Source organism: Anabaena subtropica FACHB-260 (assembly GCF_014697105.1).
GTDB classification, from domain to species: Bacteria; Cyanobacteriota; Cyanobacteriia; order Cyanobacteriales; family Nostocaceae; genus Trichormus; species Trichormus subtropicus.
Genome location: NZ_JACJRF010000001.1, coordinates 320926 through 342035, shown reverse-complemented (window position 1 = coordinate 342035; position 21110 = coordinate 320926). Strand labels below are relative to the sequence as shown.

Annotated in this window: 22 protein-coding genes; 5 read left to right on the top strand and 17 right to left on the bottom strand. The window is 42.1% G+C overall.

Annotated features, from left to right (window positions below; genetic code table 11):
• Positions 1–8 precede the first annotated feature (8 nt).
• The 13 genes from H6G18_RS01395 to H6G18_RS01335 form a co-directional block, all read right to left on the bottom strand.
• A complete protein-coding gene (locus H6G18_RS01395; RefSeq protein WP_190405279.1) occupies positions 9–146 on the bottom strand; it encodes a hypothetical protein in 138 nt (45 codons plus the stop codon).
• 160 nt (positions 147–306) lie between these two features.
• Complete coding sequence (gene hypB, locus H6G18_RS01390; protein ID WP_190405278.1) at positions 307–1152, bottom strand: hydrogenase nickel incorporation protein HypB; 846 nt, start codon at positions 1150–1152, stop codon at positions 307–309.
• The gene (gene hypA / locus H6G18_RS01385; protein WP_190405277.1) at positions 1143–1484 is read right to left on the bottom strand and encodes a hydrogenase maturation nickel metallochaperone HypA; all 342 of its coding nucleotides are present in this window, start codon (positions 1482–1484) and stop codon (positions 1143–1145) included. The genes hypB and hypA overlap by 10 nt, the downstream gene beginning before the upstream one ends.
• Positions 1485–1502: 18 nt before the next feature.
• Positions 1503–2606, bottom strand: a complete 1104-nt coding sequence (hypE, locus tag H6G18_RS01380) for a hydrogenase expression/formation protein HypE (RefSeq protein ID WP_190405276.1) — start codon at positions 2604–2606, stop codon at positions 1503–1505.
• 279 nt (positions 2607–2885) lie between these two features.
• Complete coding sequence (locus H6G18_RS01375) at positions 2886–3101, bottom strand: tautomerase family protein (RefSeq protein ID WP_190405275.1); 216 nt, start codon at positions 3099–3101, stop codon at positions 2886–2888.
• Positions 3102–3154: 53 nt separating this feature from the next.
• Positions 3155–4306: a hydrogenase formation protein HypD gene (gene hypD, locus H6G18_RS01370; protein WP_190405274.1), complete on the bottom strand. Its 1152-nt coding sequence runs from the start codon at positions 4304–4306 to the stop codon at positions 3155–3157.
• 30 nt (positions 4307–4336) lie between these two features.
• Positions 4337–4585, bottom strand: coding sequence for a HypC/HybG/HupF family hydrogenase formation chaperone (locus H6G18_RS01365; protein WP_010994870.1), 249 nt, complete (start codon positions 4583–4585; stop codon positions 4337–4339).
• Positions 4586–4812: 227 nt separating this feature from the next.
• A complete protein-coding gene (hypF, locus tag H6G18_RS01360; RefSeq protein WP_190405273.1) occupies positions 4813–7206 on the bottom strand; it encodes a carbamoyltransferase HypF in 2394 nt (797 codons plus the stop codon).
• 93 nt (positions 7207–7299) lie between these two features.
• The gene (locus tag H6G18_RS01355) at positions 7300–8472 is read right to left on the bottom strand and encodes a hypothetical protein (protein ID WP_190405293.1); all 1173 of its coding nucleotides are present in this window, start codon (positions 8470–8472) and stop codon (positions 7300–7302) included.
• Between the two features lie 26 nt (positions 8473–8498).
• Positions 8499–8975, bottom strand: coding sequence for a NifU family protein (locus H6G18_RS01350; protein ID WP_190405272.1), 477 nt, complete (start codon positions 8973–8975; stop codon positions 8499–8501).
• A gap of 55 nt (positions 8976–9030) precedes the next feature.
• Positions 9031–10014 (bottom strand): hypothetical protein, encoded by a 984-nt coding sequence (locus tag H6G18_RS01345; protein WP_190405271.1) that lies wholly within the window; start codon positions 10012–10014, stop codon positions 9031–9033.
• A gap of 232 nt (positions 10015–10246) precedes the next feature.
• Positions 10247–10471 (bottom strand): hypothetical protein, encoded by a 225-nt coding sequence (locus H6G18_RS01340; RefSeq protein WP_190405270.1) that lies wholly within the window; start codon positions 10469–10471, stop codon positions 10247–10249.
• A gap of 8 nt (positions 10472–10479) precedes the next feature.
• Positions 10480–10746, bottom strand: a complete 267-nt coding sequence (locus H6G18_RS01335; RefSeq protein WP_190405269.1) for a hypothetical protein — start codon at positions 10744–10746, stop codon at positions 10480–10482.
• 379 nt (positions 10747–11125) lie between these two features.
• Between H6G18_RS01335 and H6G18_RS01330 the strand changes: the two genes are divergently transcribed.
• Both H6G18_RS01330 and H6G18_RS01325 read left to right on the top strand, forming a co-directional pair.
• Entirely contained in the window at positions 11126–12088 is a 963-nt protein-coding gene (locus H6G18_RS01330) for a hydrogenase small subunit (protein ID WP_190405268.1), read from the top strand.
• Positions 12089–12149: 61 nt separating this feature from the next.
• On the top strand, positions 12150–13745 hold the full coding sequence (locus H6G18_RS01325; protein ID WP_190405267.1) for a nickel-dependent hydrogenase large subunit: 1596 nt from the start codon (positions 12150–12152) through the stop codon (positions 13743–13745).
• A 243-nt stretch (positions 13746–13988) separates the two neighbouring features.
• Here H6G18_RS01325 and H6G18_RS01320 read toward each other — a convergent pair whose 3' ends face one another.
• From H6G18_RS01320 to H6G18_RS01310, 3 genes are read right to left on the bottom strand one after another with little or no spacing between them, the layout of a single operon-like run.
• On the bottom strand, positions 13989–14684 hold the full coding sequence (locus tag H6G18_RS01320; RefSeq protein ID WP_190405266.1) for a DevA family ABC transporter ATP-binding protein: 696 nt from the start codon (positions 14682–14684) through the stop codon (positions 13989–13991).
• Between the two features lie 15 nt (positions 14685–14699).
• Positions 14700–15911: an ABC transporter permease DevC gene (gene devC, locus H6G18_RS01315; protein ID WP_390824724.1), complete on the bottom strand. Its 1212-nt coding sequence runs from the start codon at positions 15909–15911 to the stop codon at positions 14700–14702.
• 18 nt (positions 15912–15929) lie between these two features.
• On the bottom strand, positions 15930–17150 hold the full coding sequence (locus H6G18_RS01310; protein ID WP_190405265.1) for an ABC exporter membrane fusion protein: 1221 nt from the start codon (positions 17148–17150) through the stop codon (positions 15930–15932).
• A gap of 298 nt (positions 17151–17448) precedes the next feature.
• Here H6G18_RS01310 and H6G18_RS01305 point away from each other — a divergent pair, with 298 nt between their 5' ends.
• The 3 genes from H6G18_RS01305 to H6G18_RS01295 all read left to right on the top strand — a co-directional run bounded on the left by H6G18_RS01305 (position 17449) and on the right by H6G18_RS01295 (position 19188).
• Positions 17449–18066, top strand: a complete 618-nt coding sequence (locus H6G18_RS01305; protein ID WP_190405264.1) for a TetR/AcrR family transcriptional regulator — start codon at positions 17449–17451, stop codon at positions 18064–18066.
• Positions 18067–18148: 82 nt separating this feature from the next.
• Positions 18149–18490, top strand: coding sequence for a hypothetical protein (locus tag H6G18_RS01300; RefSeq protein ID WP_190405263.1), 342 nt, complete (start codon positions 18149–18151; stop codon positions 18488–18490).
• An 8-nt stretch (positions 18491–18498) separates the two neighbouring features.
• Positions 18499–19188 carry a DUF6745 domain-containing protein gene (locus tag H6G18_RS01295; protein WP_242040139.1) on the top strand — a complete coding sequence of 230 codons (690 nt, stop codon included), beginning with the start codon at positions 18499–18501 and terminating at the stop codon, positions 19186–19188.
• Between the two features lie 17 nt (positions 19189–19205).
• Here H6G18_RS01295 and H6G18_RS01290 read toward each other — a convergent pair whose 3' ends face one another.
• Positions 19206–21050, bottom strand: coding sequence for a vWA domain-containing protein (locus H6G18_RS01290; RefSeq protein ID WP_190405261.1), 1845 nt, complete (start codon positions 21048–21050; stop codon positions 19206–19208).
• Positions 21051–21110: the final 60 nt, after the last annotated feature.

Genomic DNA, 21110 nt, shown 5'->3' with positions numbered 1-21110 from the left:
TTAGATTGTTAGTTTATTATCTTAAACATCGTTGTATTCCAATGCCGAGGCTTTGCCCCCCTGAGAATATGGCGATCGCATAATTCATATTGTGATTCAGCAACGCCAAAGTAGCTTTTGAGCGATCGCTTTGTCAAGAGTAGCATCTTACAAAATGCGTGAAAAGCAGTTCCAGCAAGAAGTTTGTGTACTTGCGTCAACCTAATTTCGCGTAAAAACCTGTTCAAACACATATAGCATAAGCTTTTCCAGCAGAACATTTCATCGTTGCTGAGAAACATCTATAGGTTGACGCAAAGTTGGTGATTACACCACAACTGGTTGTAATGAATTGGCGACTTTCTCCGTCAGCCATTTATACCAATTATCTAACCCCAGACCTGTAGTTACAGAAACTTGAAAAATCTGCATATTGGGATTTACCTGCTGTGCATATTCTATACAACGCTGCACATCGAACTGCACATAAGGTAACAAATCAATTTTGGTGAGAATCATAATCTCACTAGCACGGAACATATGCGGATATTTAATTGGTTTATCCTCTCCTTCTGTCACCGAGAGAATTACGACTTTTGCCTGTTCGCCTAAATCAAATAAAGCTGGACAAACTAAATTACCGACATTTTCAATCATCAAAACTGAGTTGATAGGTGGGTTTAATTGTTGTAAACCCCTTTCAATCATGGAAGCATCCAAATGACAGCCTGTACCAGTATTAATTTGGACAACTTTACAGCCTGTTTCTTTGATTTTTTGGGCATCATTAATTGTTTCTTGGTCGCCTTCAATCACACTTATAGGTAGTTGCTGCTTTAGGTCGTTGATGGTCTGAGTTAATAGAGTTGTTTTTCCTGCACCAGGGGAACTCATTAAATTTAAAGCAAGAATATTTCGACCTTTAAACCATCCCCTATTTTGGGCAGCCAACAGGTTATTTTTCCCTAAAATTTCTTGTTCTAATGATATGGTAGTGTTATGAATTTTGGCATGAATTTGTGATGTTTCATGGTCATGACGGTGGGCATGAGTCATGATAGTACCATCGGGTAAAGTGTGAGTATGAAGATTTTGCTTGTGTTCCATTTCACTTGTTTCTAAATTAGTAATTGTGCTTTCAGCCTCATCAGAACAACCGCAGGTTACACACATACTTCCTCTACTTCTATTTCTTTGATTTTGAGTTCTTCCCCAGTGATTAAATCTAAATGCACACTACCACAGCTACAGATTCCAAATGGTTTTTCTAAAGCAATTTCTGCACCACATTGGCGACATTTTGCCAACCCCGGAATTTCAGTAATTTCTAAGGTTGCACCTTCTAAAGTTGTCCCTTTAGTACAAATATCAAAACAAAATTGTACAGCATCTGGCATAATAGCTGAAAGTTTGCCAATTTCTACTAAAACACGGCGTACTTTTGAGCCTTGAGCATATTCAATAACAATGGCTACGATATTTTGAGTAATTCCGAGTTCGTGCATGAAACGCTCTACTTATTATCAACAAATTCGTGGTAATTGATCGCCAACTAACATATCAACAATCCGTTCTGTACCAAAAGTAGTTTTTAAAAGTACCACCCCTGGAGGAGATGCAATAGCTTCACCAATAATACACGCACTTTTACCTGCTGGATGAGATTTCATGGCAGATAAAACTGTTTGTGCTTGCTCACTTTTCACTACTAATACTAATTTGCCTTCATTGGCTAAATATAATGGGTCTAAACCCAAAATTTCACAAATTCCTTTGACTTCCTCACGTACTGGAATAGATGCTTCATTAATACGTATTCCTACATTAGAAGTTAGAGCAAATTCATTTAAAACTGTAGCTAAACCACCCCGTGTAGCATCCCGCATAGCATGAATTTGAGGACAAACTTTAAGGATTGTTGCTACTAAATCATGTAAAGGTTGACAATCACTTTCTATATTAGTTTCTAGGGCTAATTCCCCACGAGCAATTAAAATTGCTGCCCCATGATTACCTAATTCACCATTAATAATTATGGCATCTCCCGGTTGAATATTGTGTGCAGAAATATTAACTCCGGTGGGAATAATACCAATACCAGCCGTGTTAATAAAGAGTTTATCAGCCGCTCCACGATGAACAACTTTGGTGTCACCAGTAACAATTTGCACTCCAGCTTTCTGTGCGGCTAATTTCATACTGGTGGCGACACGGCGGAGAGTTTCTGTTGGTAGTCCTTCCTCTAAAATTACACTACAGGTAAGATATAAAGGTTTAGCACCGCTAACAGCTAGATCATTAATTGTACCGTTGATTGCTAATTCACCTATATCGCTACCAGGAAAAAATAAAGGGTCTACAACATAAGAATCTGTAGTAAAAGCCAGCCTATCTCCCTGTTGTAAAAGACTAGATAAATTGAAGCTCGCTTGGTCTTCTAATTGGGAGAGAATAGGATTATCGAAATTACTGACAAAAATATCATCAATTAAGTCGCGCATGGCTTTACCGCCGCTACCATGCGCCAGCGTAATGTGAGTATCTCTTACTTTAGCTGGACGACGGCGGAATTGTTCAATTTTTTGCAATAGAGGATTTGGTACTGAGTTAGTTTCGGAAACATCCATTTTTTATAATTCGTAGTTAGTAATTAAGAAACCATTTATCAAGTAAATCTGTAGATGTTCTTGTGTTATGGCTTTAGCCTAACGCACCATGCTATGTGGCGGTGCGTTAAGCGCTTAACTTATATTTTTCGTGATAAATCAGATCAAAATATGCGCTTAACACACCCTACAGTAATTTTATTTTTACTTTACAAATAATCTCTAAGAAGTTTTTTATTTTTAAGTTGTAGAAGGTGCGTTACGCTATTGGTAACGCAGCCTACTATTTATTGGGGAGTTTTATCTACCTGTTTCATCGTGTCTACCACGATGTCTATCACAATGTAAGATACCATTAACAGCCCAATTTTCTCGTTCAAATTCATCAATGTGAATAGTTATCCATTCTGGTTTAGTATCTAATGCTATCACTAAGGCATTAGTAATTGCTTCTACTAAATGCCGTTTTTTTTCGATGGAGTGTCCTCTGGCAATTTTGACGGTGACAAATGGCATACAAATTTTCCTCGCAGTGTTTTTATGTGGAGTTTATTGCTGCTTTTTGGAGGTTATGAAGAGATAGTCACTTTTGGCTTTTCGGCTACTTGCTTTTGCAAAGTTGTCGAAAATCTGCCATATTTATAGTATGCTGCACAAGCCCCTTCTGATGACACCATGCAAGTACCTATTGGGCTTTCTGGAGTGCAAGCTGTGCCAAATACTTTACATTGCCAAGGTTTGAGGACTCCTTTGAGAATTTCGCCGCATTGACAGGCTTTATGGTCAGCAACTTTGAGGTTAGGAATAGTAAATTTTAATTCAGCATCAAATTGGGCATATTCTGAACGAATTTTTAACCCAGAATCAGGAATTTCATCTAAGCCACGCCATGCAAATGTGTCGCGGACTGCAAACACTTTGTTCATAGCTTCTAGTGCTATTTGATTCCCTGCTTTTTGTACTAATCTATTATATTGATTTTCTACTTCACAGCGATTCTCTACTAATTGCTGTAACAACATCCAAATTGATTGAAGAATATCTAATGGTTCAAATCCGGAAACAACAATTGGCTTATGATATTGTTGGGCAATAAATTCATAAGGATCAGTGCCAATTACCATACTGACATGACCAGGGCCGATAAAGCCATCTAGTTGTAAATCAGGGTTATTTAATAAAGCTTGCAGGGCGGGAATCACGAGGACGTGATTAGAAAACATACTAAAGTTAGTAATATTTTCCGCCGCAGCTTGGAGGATAGTAAAGGCGGTGCTGGGGGCTGTGGTTTCAAAGCCTAAAGCAAAAAATACGACTTCTTTATCTGGATGATTTTTGGCAATTTGCAGACTATCTAGGGGAGAGTAAACCATGCGGATATCTGCGCCTGTGGCTTTAGCTTGCAGCAGACTGGTTTTGGAACCGGGGACGCGCATGGTGTCGCCAAAGGTTGCTAAAATGACGTTGGGATTTTGAGAGATAGCGATCGCATCATCTAATCTCCCTTTAGGCATGATACATACTGGACACCCAGGCCCATGAATTAGTTCTATGTTGGCTGGTAAAATTTCTTCAATACCGTATTTAAAAATAGAATGAGTATGTCCGCCGCATACTTCCATAATTTTGATATGTTTATCTAATTGCTGGCTGAGTTTTTCTATCTCACGGCGTAAGGCTTCAGCTTTTTCTGGTTCCCGAAATTCATCGACATATTTCATAGTTCTTAATTCGTAATTATTAGAAAATATTTATGCTTGCAGGGCGGCGATTTCTTGTAATAATTTTAGGGTTTCGGCTGCTTCTTGTTCGTTGATTCTATTCATAGCAAAGCCTACATGAACTAATACCCAATCTCCTAGACACGCTTCAGGGGGATGTTGTTCGTCTACTATACAGGCGATATTGACTTGGCGTTTTACTCCACCCACATCGACGATGGCTAGTTTGTGGTTAATGTCGGTGATTTCGGTAATTTGTCCGGGGATTCCTAAACACATTTTTATTGTTCCTTAGTGAAGAGATGAATCAATTCAAAATTCAAAATAAATATTTTTTTCGTAGTAAGGATTTTAGTCCTTTTTTGTTCGCGGGGCGTCTCGTAGAGAAAACTAAAGTTCTCTCTACGTTCGTGTAGCGTGTCCTAGACAGATGCTGGCGCGTAGCTTACTTCCCCGTAAAGATACACTACAAAACTTTAATTATTTATCCTGTTCTACTTAAGTATCTATTCTTTTAGTAATCTTGCGGCTGTAATTATTGCTTGACCTAGTGATAAACCGCCATCGTTTGTAGGAACTAAGCTGTGGGTGAGTACGTTTATTTCTAGGTTCTGCAATTGCTTAGTTACTAGTTGTAATAAAATCTTGTTTTGAAAGACTCCTCCTGTCAGAACGACTTGATTAAATAAGTTTTGTTGACTAAGATACTTGACTGTCTCCACAATGACATTAGCTAAACTTAAATGAAATTTGGCAGCGATAACTGATTGAGGAGTTTGCTGCTGTAAGTCATCAAGTAATAATTGCCATATAGGACGTGAGTCTATACAATAAATATTATCGGAAAAGGTAAAGTGAAAAGGATAAATTGCTGTTTCTTTAGGATTATTTAATGTGTAGATGTCGGCTATGGCTTCTAGTGCGATCGCGGCTTGTCCTTCATAGCTACATTCTTCTGGACAAATCCCGATAGCCGCCGCTACAGCATCGAATAGCCGTCCTACTGAAGAAGCCAGAGGGGTATTGATACCTTTTTCCACCAGTTGATTGAGTAAATCTGTCGGCTTTCGTTGCAAAAATTTGATAATTTCTAATTCACTATATTTCTGTTGACAATTATCCCAAAGATTGGCATTTAATAAGTGAGCGTAGGTATTCCGCCAAGGTTGACGAATTGCTTGTGTACCGCCAATCATGGCAACTGGTTTAAATGTGGCAAGGCGTTTAAATTGACGGTAATCAGCTAAAAGAAATTCTCCTCCCCAAAGTTTACCATCTGTACCATAACCTAGCCCATCGCCAGCAATACCTAAAACTGGTGAAGAATCTAACGGAACACTATTTTCTGCCATACAAGCAGCAATATGGGCATGATGATGTTGAATCAATTGCAGTGGAATTTGATTAGCTGCTGCTAATTCTTTACCAAGTTTACTTGATAGATATTCAGGATGTAAATCAATGGCGATCGCTTGAGGTTGGTGTGCGAATAAATTCAAGTATAAATTTAATGTATCTTGATATGTATTAAAGGCTGATACATTTTCTAAATCACCCAAATGTTGAGACAGAATTGCTTCATTATCTCGCAACAAGCAAAAGGTATTTTTTAACTCACTACCCATTGCTAAAACTTGGGAAATATTATCAAATCCTGCTGGTAATTTAATAGGTGCTGGAGCATAACCTCTAGCACGACGAATGATTTGGATTTTATCGTTAACTACCCGCACAATTGAATCATCTACTCGGTTGACAATCTCCCGATTATGTAAAAGGAAATAATCAGCTATATGACCTAGTTTTTCTTTAGCTTCATCATTATTAATACACTGCGGTTCCTCAGAAAGATTGCCACTTGTAAAAACAATCGGGCGATTCATCCGCTTGAGAATCAAATGATGTAAAGGCGCATAAGGTAGCATAAAACCGAGTGTATTTTGCCCTGGTGCAACAGAAGGGGCGATACATAGGATAGTAGGGGCATAATTTTCTAGCTTGTCTCTTTTGCGTCCTGCGTCCTGGTTCCTTGTTTCCAACAAAACAATAGGTGCGGCGGGACTGGTTAATAACTCTCGTTCCCTAACGTTAACAAAACAGTATTCTTCAATAACTGCAATATCTCGCGCCATTAAAGCAAAGGGTTTGTCATACCTTCTTTTACGCTGACGTAGTTTCTGCACAGCCGCCTCTTGTGTTGCATCACAAGCGAGATGAATACCACCTATCCCCTTAATGGCGACAATTTCACCCTTTTGTAATAACGTACACACTGCATCCACATCATCCAACATAGAGAACATGGAAGCAGTCACAGGTTTACCATCAGCACGTTCTAGCCAAGCTTCAGGGCCGCAGGTATGACAGGCTACAGGTTGGGCATGAAAGCGACGGTTTTCAATATCATGGTATTCTTTCTCGCATTCGGGACACATAACAAACGCAGACATACTGGTATTGCATCTGTCATAAGGAATGGCACGAATAATACTCAACCGGGGGCCGCAATGTGTGCAGTTTGTGAAGGGATAACGATAAAAACGACTAAAAGGATCAAAAATTTCTCGTTGACATTGGAGACAGGTAGCCGCATCAGGGGCAATTTCTGTCCTTACAGTACCACTGACACTATGAGAAATCACAAAATCATCAATATTCAATTCACCTTCATAGGGTGTTCTGATAAGTTCATTAATTTTCGCTAACGGTGGACATTCTTGATGTAATCTGAAAACAAATTCTGTTAAAGCCGCTTCACTACCAGATACACGAATTAATACCCCTTGTCCATCATTACAAACATCTCCCCGCAACCCACAAGCTTTAGCCAGACGACACACAGTAGGACGAAAACCCACACCTTGCACAGTACCACGAACTCTGATTGCCTCAGTCGCCATAAACTACCGTTGCATACCTCAGTAAAACATTAACCTGGGAAACACTCTGCGTCTCTGTGCGTTTACCTTTGCATACCCTTGCATTTAAAAACCTTACCGAAATTGCCACAGCAAAACTCGGTTATTTCCAGAATCAGAGATTACCGCCGTATTACCACAAACTTTCACCCCATAACACCAATTTAAACTATCCCGTGTGGGTAGCCCAAAATTGCGGTTTTCACTTTTACTTTGAAAAGTCTTTTGTCCAGCGATCGCATCAGCTGCCCCACCCTGCAATAATAATATTGACTCTGGCTTCCTCCATCCTAGCAACCGAGAATTGGCAGTATCCGCAACCACTAACCATTCCCCAGCCACCGCCACCCCATAAGGCATACTCAAACTACTTGCACTAGGAAAATAAACCCCTTGGTTCATTTCCACAAACTCAAAACTTTTCTGCCCTAACACCACCGCACAAGGGGTATTATTGGCTGTAGGTATTCCCTGCCAAATCATCACCCGATTATTACCCGCATCGGTGACAACCAAGTTATCGTCCCAAAAAGCAATATCATGACACCAGCGCATACTCGCAGCCGTGGGAGAACCGCCGCCATTCTCATTACGAGAAGTCATATCTGGCTGTCCCAAAACTATATCAGCCGGTTGACCATTTTCCGTTGGTAAATGCTGCCAAATTAACAACCTGCGATTACCAGTGTCAGCTACAAATAGCCGCCCTTGATGATAGGAAATACCATAAGGCCAGTGCATAGTATTGGCATCTGGTAATTGCTTACCTCGATTTGATTCATTATTAGTAAAATTAGCTTGTCCTAACACCACATCTGCTGGTACATTACTATCCTCTGGTAACTTGTGCCAAATCAAAACCCGATGATTCCAAGCATCAGCAACCGCTAAACCTCCACCACATACACAAATACCCGTCGGTACACTTACAGTAGCCCTTCCTGGTGTACCTTTAGCATTTTGTCCCTCGTGATAAAAGTCTGGTTGTCCAATTACCCAGTCAGCCGGTTGACTATCTCTTGTGGGTAAATTGCGCCAACCCAACAACCGATGATGTCCGGTATCTGCTACCCATAACGCCCCTGTTTCCGATACCAAACAAGCACCACGGGGGCCGAACATTGTGCTAGGAGTAGGCGCTAGAGGAATCGCCAATAATTCTGGGTTAGGAATATCACCTAAAATCACTGCCGCGCCTAGAGGTGAAAGGGGGAAATTTGGCGGAATTTTTGTTAATTCTGGTTGCAAAGTCTTATAGTAATTTGTTAATTTGTTTACTTCACGGCAATAACCGTCATAATTTCCGGACACAGCGCCTTAATAGCCTGTTCCACCCCTTGAGATAACGTCAAAGTAGAAGCCGGACAACTACCACAAGTCCCGATAAACCGCACCTCTACCATATCCGGTGGTTTAATAGCCACTAACTCCACATCCCCATGATGACCTTTCAACCCCGGACGGACTTCCGCCAAAGCAGCTTCCACACGTTGTAAAAGCGGCGGTTGCGGCTGTTTCACCAACCCATGATAAAGTAGAACCCCATAAACCACCTCATCTTGCACCGCATTTTGTAAAGCCGACAAACATTCCTGTTTGACACTCTTAATCAACCGCGTCAAAGCCTCCTGATGCAACTCCTCAATAGCCCTTTTCAACCCAACTACCACCCCGCGCTGACTCTCATCCCATTCCGAGATAATAGCTTCATAGCGGCTAATTTCCGTCACCAAATCTTCTAAATTAGTCATTTGTCAGTTGTCATTACTCATCACTCATTACTCATTACTCATCACTCATTACTCATTACTCATTACTCATACTCACCCTAATTTCTGCCGCCACCTCATGCAAAGCCTGGGCTACCGCCTCCGCCTGTTCCATTTGCTGACATTGACTAAATATTTCCCAAGCTTCTTGATAGTAATCACGGGCTTGTAAAAGATTTTGGGAATTACCTAACTCTGGCTTTTCGGGGTTATCAGGTAAATTAAATAAAGCATTAGCTTTATTGGCAATAGTGTTTGCATACTCCACAGGTGTATCTTGACAAGTACGCACCTTTAACGATTCATTATAAGCAGCGATCGCCCGTAAATTATTTTCCACAGGATGGGAACTTGGTAAATATTGCAAAGCATTACCCAAATTATTCTGCAACATCGCATATTCCCTGGGATGGTCAATCAAGTTAATATGCTTAAGTGCCGACTCAAATGTCTGTACAGCCAAGCCTTCATAAAGATTTTGCTGTTCTGCACCACCGGACATAGAAAGATAAGCGATCGCTACATTATTAGCCAAAATCGCGTATTCTTGAGGATAATCCTGGCTTGTAAATACCCGCATCGCCTCCTGATAAGCAGTAATGCTATCCGTTATCCTCGCCAAATTAAAAGGTACTAAAGACTGCAACACCAACCCTAAATTCATCTGTGCTTCTGCTACTTCTGCCGGCACAGCTAACTGTTGAAGAATGGGTAAAGCCTCCTCATAACCAGCTTTAGCTTGTAGCAGTAATTGCGTCCCCTCATCAGGAATAGACTTTAGCGCCCCAGCCATCCCTGCTTGAGAACGGGCTTTCCATAGGGCATAATCTCCACCGCACATTTTAATCGCTTGTTGATATAACTCAACAGCATTCCACAAATCTTCAGGCGTTTTGGGTCTTTTCTGCAAGCCTTGTGCTAATTCAATCAACATCTGAATTTTTTCTTCAGTTGTTGCTGATTCCGATGCAATGGCTGCCAATGCGGCTTTTACTGTTGAATCTGTAATGCTGGCGGTCATCTAAGGTTAATTATGAGGTAGTAGAGACTGACGGCTAGAGGCTAAAGAGTAGTATTTATACTCAAGAATCAGAACTTTTTGAAGCTAGAAACCCACAGGCTATTTGCAGACAAAAAGGGATAGAAAATATTTCTTCTCTAGCCCTAATCTCTATTTTCAAGCCTTGCCATTAGTCAGTTATCAGTTAATACTACTCTGACTGGAAATACAACTCTGACAATTAACTAACAAATCACTTCATTTTGAAATCCTTGAGGAGGAAAGGCATGATTAGACCTGTAGTTAAACTAGAAATAGTTACTGGTAAACAAAAAGGAATTTCTGCCTGGGCAAGTAACACTAGTACTAGCAAACCTATAGTAGTACCTATGATGGTTTGCTTCATAAAATATATGGGGTCACGGAGTAGCTTGCCTTGAAAAAATAACTTAACTGATAACCAGCCTAATTCCAACATATTGCCTCCTAATAATTACTCAAGAAATTTAGTAAACCAAGACCTAATAATATGGCAGGAATTGCTCCTGCCGGTGCAAACAATGCCCCCAGCGTTGCTGAAAAACCATAGCCTATATCTTTTCCGGCTAAGATCATCCCACCAATAGCACCGCCAATCATTGATATAATTGTGGCTGTAATTAACCAGAATAATCCTGTGATGAGAGTGACATCACCTGTTACCATACTGGCGAGAAATTCGCTGAGGTTAAAGTTACTAAAAATTTCCGTCATTTGCTATTATGTTCCTCTGTTGATGAGAGTATAGAAAAATTCCTCATTAATTTTTTAATATAAATCACCATATATATATAATTCTAGAGGGTTATCCTCAATCAAAAACACTTCATGCTACAAATAGCATTTATGCCTATCATAATTCACAATTTTTTCAGGATTATGCAAATTTAAAAATTAAAATATGTTGGTATATTTACCATTTATATAAATATAATTTTGATTTAATTTTTTCTAAAGATTAATTTTTATTTAATGAAAATAAATATAATAAAAAAATACCGTATTCTGAAAAGTAAACCTTATAAACAGGTGAACCTCTACAAGCGTCAAAACCTGCATCACATCGGATAAACAATATATAAATAGATAGCCAATGACTAACGTACTCTGGCTGCAAGGTGGTGCTTGTTCGGGCAACACCATGTCTTTTCTTAATGCCGAAGAACCGACAGTCTGCGATTTAATTGCTGATTTTGGCATTAAGGTACTTTGGCATCCTTCCTTAGGATTAGAACTAGGCAACAACGTACAAACCTTACTCTGGGATTGCATCTTAGGCAAAATACCTTTAGATATTTTGGTCTTTGAAGGTACTGTAGTGAATGCCCCCAACGGTACAGGTGAATGGAACCGTTTTGCCGATCGCCCCATGAAAGATTGGCTAACCGACCTCGCCCAAGCCGCTAGCTTTGTCGTCGCTGTGGGAGACTGCGCCACCTGGGGCGGAATCCCAGCCATGTCCCCCAACCCCAGCGAATCCCAAGGACTACAATTCCTCAAACGTAAAGCAGGCGGTTTCTTAGGTAAAGACTTCGTAGCCAAATCAGGACTACCAGTCATCAATATCCCCGGTTGTCCAGCCCATCCCGATTGGATTACGCAGATATTAGTGGCGATCGCTACCGGACGCATTGCTGACATCGCCCTCGATGAACTCAATCGCCCCCAAACCTTCTTCAACACCTTCACCCAAACCGGCTGTACTCGTAACGTCCACTTCGCCTACAAAGCAACAACCGCCGAATTTGGACAACGCAAAGGTTGTTTATTCTACGATTTGGGTTGTCGTGGCCCCATGACTCATTCATCCTGCAACCGCATCCTCTGGAACCGCGTATCCTCCAAAACCCGCGCCGGAATGCCCTGTTTAGGTTGCACAGAACCAGAGTTCCCCTTCTTTGACCTCAAACCCGGAACTGTATTTAAAACCCAAACAGTCATGGGAGTACCCAAAGAACTACCACCAGGAGTAAGCAATAAAAACTATGCTGTCCTCACAATGGTTGCCAAAGAAGCAGCCCCCAAATGGGCAGAAGAAGACTTTTTTACTGTTTAGTCAATAGTCAGTTACTACTGACAACCGACAACCGACAACCGACAACTGACAACTGACAAATATGACAATTAAAACATTAGATATTTCACCAGTCGGTAGAGTCGAGGGTGATTTAGATGTCCGCGTGGAAATTGAAGATGGACAGGTCGTTAACGCTTGGACACACGCCGAACTTTTTCGCGGGTTTGAAATTATTCTCCGGGGTAAAGACCCCCAAGCCGGGTTAATTGTCACCCCTCGGATCTGTGGTATCTGCGGTGCTTCTCACTTAACTTCTGCATCCTGGGCATTAGATACAGCCTGGGGTACAACAGTCCCCCGCAACGCCATCTTAGCCAGAAACCTCGGTCAAATTGTCGAAACAATCCAAAGCATCCCCCGTTACTTCTATGGATTGTTTGCCATTGACTTAACAAACAAAAAATACCGTAGTAGCCGCTTCTACGATGAAGCCGTCCGTCGCTTTGCCGCCTTCACAGGCAAATCCTATGAACTTGGTGTGACTATTTCCAGCAAACCCGTAGAAATTTACGCCCTGTTTGGTGGACAATGGCCGCACAGCAGTTATATGGTGCCTGGTGGTGTGATGTGCGCCCCCACCTTAACGGACATTACCCGCGCTTGGGCAATTCTCGAATACTTCCGCACCAACTGGTTAGAACCTGTATGGTTGGGTTGTTCCTTGGAACGCTACGAAGAAATCCAAACTTACGATGACTTCATGGACTGGTTAGAAGCAGACATCAAACATCGTGAGTCAGACTTGGGTTTCTATTGGCGCATGGGTTTAGATATCGGTTTGGATAGATACGGCGCTGGTGTGGGTAAATACGTGTCTTGGGGATACTTACCCCATGAAGATAAATACCAAAAACCCACCATCGAAGGACGCAACGCCGCCATGATTATGAAAAGCGGTGTGTATGACAGCTTCGAGAATACACACACTTTGATGGATCATTCCTTCGCCCGTGAGAATACCACACACTCTTGGTATGACGAAGGTAACGCAGACGTTCATCCCTTTGACCGCACCACCAACCCCACCCAGAAAAATACTAAAGACTTCAAAAATGCCTATTCTTGGTCAACTGCGGTACTACACCAAGACTTTGGACGCTTGGAAGTCGGCCCCCTAGCACGTCAGTTAGTTGCAGGTGGTCAGCATGGCGAATCTTGGCAACACTATGACGGATTTATCCTAGATGTTTTCCAAAAAATGGGTGGTGCTAGTATTCATGTGCGTCAGCTAGCACGAGTTCATGAAATTGTCAAATTGTACCGCCAAGCGGAAAGATGTCTGCGTGAGTTCGTCTTAAATGATCCTTGGTATATCAAACCTAAAGAAAAAGACGGTCGCGGTTGGGGTGCAACGGAAGCCTCACGGGGTTCTTTGTGTCACTGGATAGATATAGAAGGTGGGAAGATTAAGAATTACCAAGTGATAGCCGCCACTACTTGGAACGTCGGCCCCCGTGACAGTGAAGGAGTCCGAGGCCCCATTGAGGAAGCGTTGATAGGAACACCTATCGAAGATTCTAGCGATCCTGTGGAAGTGGGACACGTCGCGCGATCGTTTGATTCTTGTCTGGTGTGTACAGTCCACGCCCATGATGCGAAGACTGGTGAGGAATTGGCACGTTTTCGGACGGCTTAAATTAATGAACATCTATCAGTTATCGGTGCTGATGAAACTGATAACTGATATTTTGTTTTGAGAGATGAGCGATCGCCTTGCAGACACACTCATAATCCCAATTCAAAATTCAAAAATAAAAAAAAAGGCAGGAATCCCTACCTTTAACCCAAAAAAAAGCATTTTGTAACCAAATACAACATTGAATATGACACACAGTTGTGGCGACTATATTACAAATTGACGACGAAAAGATGAACAATTTTAACTAATTGTGGCTGGGGTAGCATTTATCAGCTTACCATCCTCCATCTGGACAATCCGATCAGCTATATCTAAAATACGATGATCATGCGTCACCATAAGGATTGTACAGCCTTGTTCGTGAGCGAGTTTTTGCATCAAGTTAACTACGTCCCGTCCAGATTGGCTATCTAGGGATGCTGTCGGTTCATCGGCTAACACAAGCTGCGGACGACTGACTAAAGCACGAGCGATCGCCACTCGTTGTTTTTGTCCTCCCGATAGTTGATCGGGGTAGTAATGCAGACGGTTTCCTAGTCCCACCTGTTCTAAAATTTGTAATGCACGAGTTTGTATTTCTTCTAACTCAATGTATGGGTGTAGTTCTAACCCCATTGTGACGTTCTGGAGTGCGGTTAAACTACCATGCAAATTATGTGCTTGAAAAATATAACCGTTACGCCGTCGCGCCTGTACCAATCTTTCCGCACTAGCCCCACAAAGTTCTTGTCCCAACACGCGTAAACTGCTAGACTGGGGCGCTCGCAATCCACCCACCAAGTTAAGTAAGGTAGTTTTACCAGAACCAGAAGGCCCAGTCAAAATAACGATTTCACCAGCACTAATCTCTAGATTGATATTAAATAAAACTTGCTTACGCAGTGAACCATTACCAAAGTAATGGTCAAGATTCCGAATGGAAATGACTTTCAGCATGATTGGGGCGTGGGTTTAAAACATATCGGCTGGATCGGCTGCTTGCAGTTTACGGGTGGCGATCGCTCCCGAAATTGTACACATAACGATAGTTAAGATTAATACTTGCAATCCCCGAATGGCTGTCATATACATGGGTAAGTTTGTGGCAGTTTGAGTTATCTGATAAAGTCCTAAAGAGACTGTTAATCCAGGAATAAAGCCTAGTAGAGCTAAAATTACAGCCTGTTCAAATATCACACCTAGTAAGTAGTAATGACGGTAGCCGATGGCTTTGAAGGTGGCGTACTCTCGCAGGTGAGTATTCACATCTGTAGATAAGACTTGATAAACGATAATTACACCAACTACAAAGCCCATTGATACCCCGATGCTGAAAATAAATCCTATGGGGGAGTTAGTGCGCCAAAAGTTATTTTCAAATTCGATAAATTCCTGATGAGTTAGCACTTTCACATCATTTGACAGACGTGCTTGTAATGCTGCTACCACCTGTTGGTGGTTCACACCAGGTTCCAACTGAATCAAACCCACGCTGACACTAGAAGCTAGTTGTCGCGGAAACAAGCGCAAAAAGTTTTGATCGCTAGTAATAAGAGTACCGTCAGCACTAAAAGAAGCCCCTAGTTTAAATAAACCAGCAATAGTCACTGTACGCCGTTCTACTTCGGTTTTGACAGTTTGACCTTGTTCTAGTTGGGCGATCGTTTCTTGGTAATCGCCTCTAGATGCACGGTCAAATATAACTGTATCTGGTAGCTTAATTTCTGATAATTTTTGAGTAACTTCAGGAAAGCTCACACCTGGCCTATCTGGATTAATCCCGATGACTAAAATTTCCGTATCACGTCGTGTTTGGGGATTTTTCCACACCATATTACTGACATACATCGTCTCCGCCGATTTCACCCCTGGGACATCCATTGCTTGGTAAAGTCGCCGCCGGGAAAACGTAGAAATGCGTTGCAGGTTGCGAGTTTGAGAACCGATAACAATAATATCAGCCTGCAAACCGCGATGTAATCTAGTGTTACTGTCATACAGCGCCGCTTGAAATCCCAGCTGCATGAACATTAACAAGTCAGCAAAAGCAATACCTGACAATGCAACTAAAAGCCGACTTCTTTCATGACTCAGTTGTAGCCATCCTAAAGGCGTTCGTCGCCGCAATTGTTGGAAAATTCCCATCATAGGTAATTTCTCTGCGCCTCTGCGTGAGATTTTCATAATTTGGTTTAGCAACGCCTACAACTCGATGACGGCTTTAACCTGCATATTTGTTAAATCAGCAGCTTTTTGACTAGAAGTAGGATCTAAACGGATTTGAACTTCTACCACTCTGTTATCAATATTGCTAGCAGGGTCAGTATTGACTACATTTTGCCGCCTTATTTGTAAGCCTTTACGTTCAACGATTCCCTGCATTTCTACAGGTAAGTAATCACCAATAATTCGTACTTGTTGTCCTGGTTTGACTTTGCTAATATCGCTTTCGTATACTTCTGCTACTACGTACATTTGATGAGTTTGTCCAATATCGACAATCCCATCACTTGAGACTAATTCCCCTGGACGGGTGTGAATTTCAAACACTTGAGCATCTTGGGAAGATGATTTTCCCAGGTCTTTAGGCCATCGCACGTAGGCTTGTTGTAAATGCACTTTCGCTTGATTCATCGCTGCTATGGCGCGATTGACTTCGGCTTTGGCGGCTTCTACATCTACTCCACGAACTTCAGTGATTTGTGCTAGCGTGGCTTTGGCTTGTTGCAGTTGTTGCTGGCTAGTAGTTTGGATGCGCTGCAAGTTGGCTTGGGCTTCTTGGAGGGTTTTTTCGGCAGTTTCTAGGTTTAACCGCTTGCGATCGCCCTCAGATGCGGAAACTGCTCCCTGTTGATAGAGTGTTTGATAGCGTTGGTTTTCGGCTTGAGCGTTTCTGACTTCGGCTTGTAACCGCGCTACAGTAGCTAGTTGAGCCGCAATATTACCCCGCCCTTCGGCTTCTAACCTGGCAATTGTGGCTTGTTGAGCCGCAATCTCTCCTCCTTTGGCTCCAGCTTGGATACGGTTGAGGTTGGCTTGAGCTACCTTTACCTGTTCTTGGGCTTCTTTTAACGCAGCCTCTAAGCGATCGCGGCTATCCAAAATTGCAATCAATTGTCCCGGTTTTACCCTATCCCCCTCTTTGACTAACAGTTGTTCTACCCGACTACCTTCATTAGATGTAGTCGCCGACAGTTTAATCACTTTCCCCTTTGGTTCAATCCGTCCTAAAGCTGTAACCGTTTTTAGCTCTGGTAATAATGCTGCTGGTGCTTGTACCCTTTGATTAGATGCTTCCCGAAAATTTAAACCTATATAAAAACTGATTCCTATCGCCACAAACGATGCAAAACAAGCTAAAAAAATCACAGGACGTAAAATCGATTGAGGAGAAATTGAACGGTCAAGCTTTGAATTCTGCACAATCGCATACCTTTGTAGCAATTTCAACTTCGCTGACTCAAATCGAATTTTATTAAGTTAGTCAATAGTCATTGGTCATTAGTTCTCTACTCCCCCTACACCCTTATTTCTTAACTGATACAGCTTCTCTTATATGCTCAAGCTCTACTCGATATCTGATCTGAGATATACAAAACTAAACTGTATAGTTATATAATATGATTATACTAAACCGACTAGTTTAGTCAATAGTCATTTACTTATTGCTTTAGACTGTGGACTCTTGATTTTATTCATAACCTTTAAGGATTATTTAAAAATGGCTCGCCCAAAAATTGGGGAAACAGATCGTTCAAATTCAACAGACAAAGTAGAAAAAATTCTGCAAGGTGCGATGCAGGAATTTTTAGCGAACGGCTACGCTGCTACTAGCATGGATAAAGTAGCGGAAGCTGCTGGGGTTTCCAAAGCAACAGTATATAGTCATTTCCAAGATAAAGAAGGTTTATTTAAAGCATTAATAGAGAAATTAGCAAGAAAACGGTTTCAATCTATTTTGGGAACTCAAGCATTGCAGGGTGAACCATATATAGTGCTGAGGCGGTTAGCGAAAACAGCCTTAAATCAAATGATTGATGACCCAGAATATCAGTCCTTTGAGCGCTTGTTGATTGGTGAATCTGCGCGTTTTCCAGCCTTAGCGCAAATTTTTATCGGTAGTATTGCCAAGCCAGCCATAGACACCATTAGTAAATATATAGCTTCTCGTCCCGAACTTAACATCCCAGACCCAGAAGCCACAGCCAGAATTTTGATTGGTTCATTAGTGCATTTCGTAATGACACAAGAGATTATGCACGGTAAAGATATTATGCCAATGGAGAGCGATCGCCTAATCGATGCCTTAACCCATTTAATTATCAATTGTGCGGAGTGAGACAAAAAAGGGCTTCTTAGTAATTTTGTACTATAATATACTGACATTCAAAAGCTGAAATACCAGTTTTCCATCAAACTGTATGCTGAATAACGGCAACAAATCCTCAATTAACCAAGCCAATGCGCTTTACAGACATGGCGACGTTTTGCTAAGACGTATTGATAACATACCGAATGCTGCCCAAAAACGAGCAGGTACTACTTTAGCTCATGGTGAAGTCACAGGACACAGCCATCGCATACAGGAATCTCATGGTGTTCAGTTGTGGGTACATGGTAGTGAGATGTTTCTTGAGGTTAAACAAGAGAGTGCTACCCTGATTCATGAAGAACATCGAGCAATTGAATTACCTCAAGGAATTTACCGCGTTTGGAGACAAAGAGAATATCGTCCTGATGCTTACATGGAGGTAGAGGATTAATGCTGAACATGATGTCAAATGGGCGTGTCCCGAAGAAGCGATCGCCGCAAAAACAAAGGGAAAATTACGAGCCTGTATCGCCTCAACTAGCGCGAAAACTGCTCCTGGAACATCGCGCATGGGATGGGATGCGCGTTTTGGGACATCTAAATTTAAGCGGTGCGATAGAGCTTTATAATCTACCGGAAAATCTTACTTGTGAAAGTCTAGATATTAGTGACTGTGTGAACCTAACCAACCTTCCCCAAGGTCTTCATGTCACCCGTTGGATTGAGTTGGCTGGAAGTGGGATTACAAGTTTAGGCGAGGGACATGGTTTTATATTACGCTGGCGAGGTGTGGAAGTAAGCGATAGTATTGCCTTTGCATCTCAATCCATCACAGGGCAAGATATCCTCAAAATAGACAATGTTGAATTGCGGCGAGTGCTAATTGAGCGTCTAGGATACGAAACATTTTTGCAGCAAGTGGGGGGATTAGTACGCGATCGCGATCAAGATGCTGGCGGGGAACGTCAACTAATCTACATCCCCTTTGAAGATGACGAACCCCTCATGGTCTTAAAAGTCACCTGTCCATCAACAGCACACATCCATATCCTCCGTGTCCCCCCCTATATGCAAACTTGCCATCAAGCAGCCGCCTGGGTTGCTGGTTTTACCAACCCCGACGACTATCACCCCCTGATTGAGGCGTAATATTAATCCAACAGCCATCAATTTGTATTAGGTTGTAAAAATCGCTTAATATCACCACAAGCAATATAAGACTTGCCATCAGGTGCGGTTTTGATTTCATCAACGACATAAAGCATTCCCTCCTCACGAATGGAACGGGGGAAACGCATATTCCAATCTGGTTCATATCCGTCAGAAACTACCCTAGCTCGTAACTTGCTGCCATCTTTGACACATTGAACTAGAACTCCATCATCTATAGTATCAGTGGTTACAAGGTCGGCGGCGGTGGCTGGGGCTTTGGATGCTTTACCACTGCTAGTTGACCTGGATTGCCTGGGTGCGATGAAAATATCGGCTTCACCGGGTTTAGCGAAACGGTTGATTTTGCCAACTACACGGTAAAAAGTGCGATCGCTGGAAAGTTCCAATCCTTCAACAATGTACCGCGCACCCTCGGCACGAATCGATCGCGGAAACTGCACATTTTTAGTTGTATCGTAACCATCGGATACAACTTTAACTCGCAACTTACCGCCTTCTCGAACGCAGGAAAGTTCCACACCAGAACCGACTTCATTGACAATCGGCATTCCATATACTTCATCACCAGCCGTAACACCACGACCCGCCAAATCACTACGATTGCGTGTCATTGTCTGGTAACTTTGATCGCGTAGTTCTTTACGTCCCGCATTACCTAGAGCTTGTTGAGCAATTCGACCCGCGAAATACTCCAATTGATCGATTTCCTCAGCAATTTCAAAATGCTCATTCAAGCCTTGTTCACGGAGATGCTGCACCAAATCACGCAAGATTTTTTCAGCTTCTTGATGCTGACCACGTTCAGCTAAATCGAGGGCTGTTTCTTTGGCTTTAGCGATCGTTAGGCGGCTGAGGTCAAGGATAATATGGCTGGAAGAGGCTAAGGCTGATTCCTCAACAGTCCCTACTCTGGCGATGACATCGGTTGTTCCTGACACACTTTGAATAATGTCATTCTCCACCACATCAGCACTGTAATGCAGCTTCATCACGGGTAATTCACCTACTGGAGCCGAGGATATCATCAAACTCAACCCCAAAAGCTTATCCTCTCCCTCGTAAAGCTCACCCAAAGTCATCACTGGTTGACCAGCCTCATTTTGACTAACTTTAGCCAGACTTAAGGTATCAACCAAACTCACACCATCAGCCAACTCTAATGTTACTTTCAGGTTTTGACCTACCACTGCTCTGAGACTATCTAGTTCAATGCTAAACACTTCAGCCGCTTCATCGATGCTTTGGATGAAGTAAAAATTGCCACTGGCGGCTCTAGCCATCCCAATGAGCAAATCCTCATTGAAACCTTGAGCAAAACCTAGAGTAGTTGTAGTAATTCCTTCCTCAGCTTTTTGCGCTGATGTTGCTGTGAGTATCTTCGGGTCTTGAATACCCATATTGGCGTGACCATCAGTCAACAGCAGTACACGGTTGATTTTTTGTGGGTCAAGTTGGTTTTTCACATACTCACAACCCTTCAGCCATCCCCCAGACAAGTTAGTAATACCACCCACTCTCACCTGACGTATAGATTTTTTGAGCGCAGATTTATCGGTTACAGGCTGGGGTGACACAACCGTATCCACTGCATCATCGTAAACTACCACTGAGAGGATATCTTTTGACTCAAGTTGATCTACTACAGATTCAGCAGCCTTCAGCGCATGATTTAAAGCTGCGCCAGCCATAGAACCTGAGCGATCAATTACCAGAGAAAGGTTCAGGTTACGTCGGGGAGATTCCGGTATATCAGCCCGAAAACGCAGCAAAATATTAGTCTTTAATGAAAATCCCGTAGGTAGGATGGGTTGGTCAAATTCATAACTTGTCTTTACCATTTGATTTCCCCTTCTGAGTTACTTGTCATCAGGTGTAAACCTGATGGTATATAAACATTA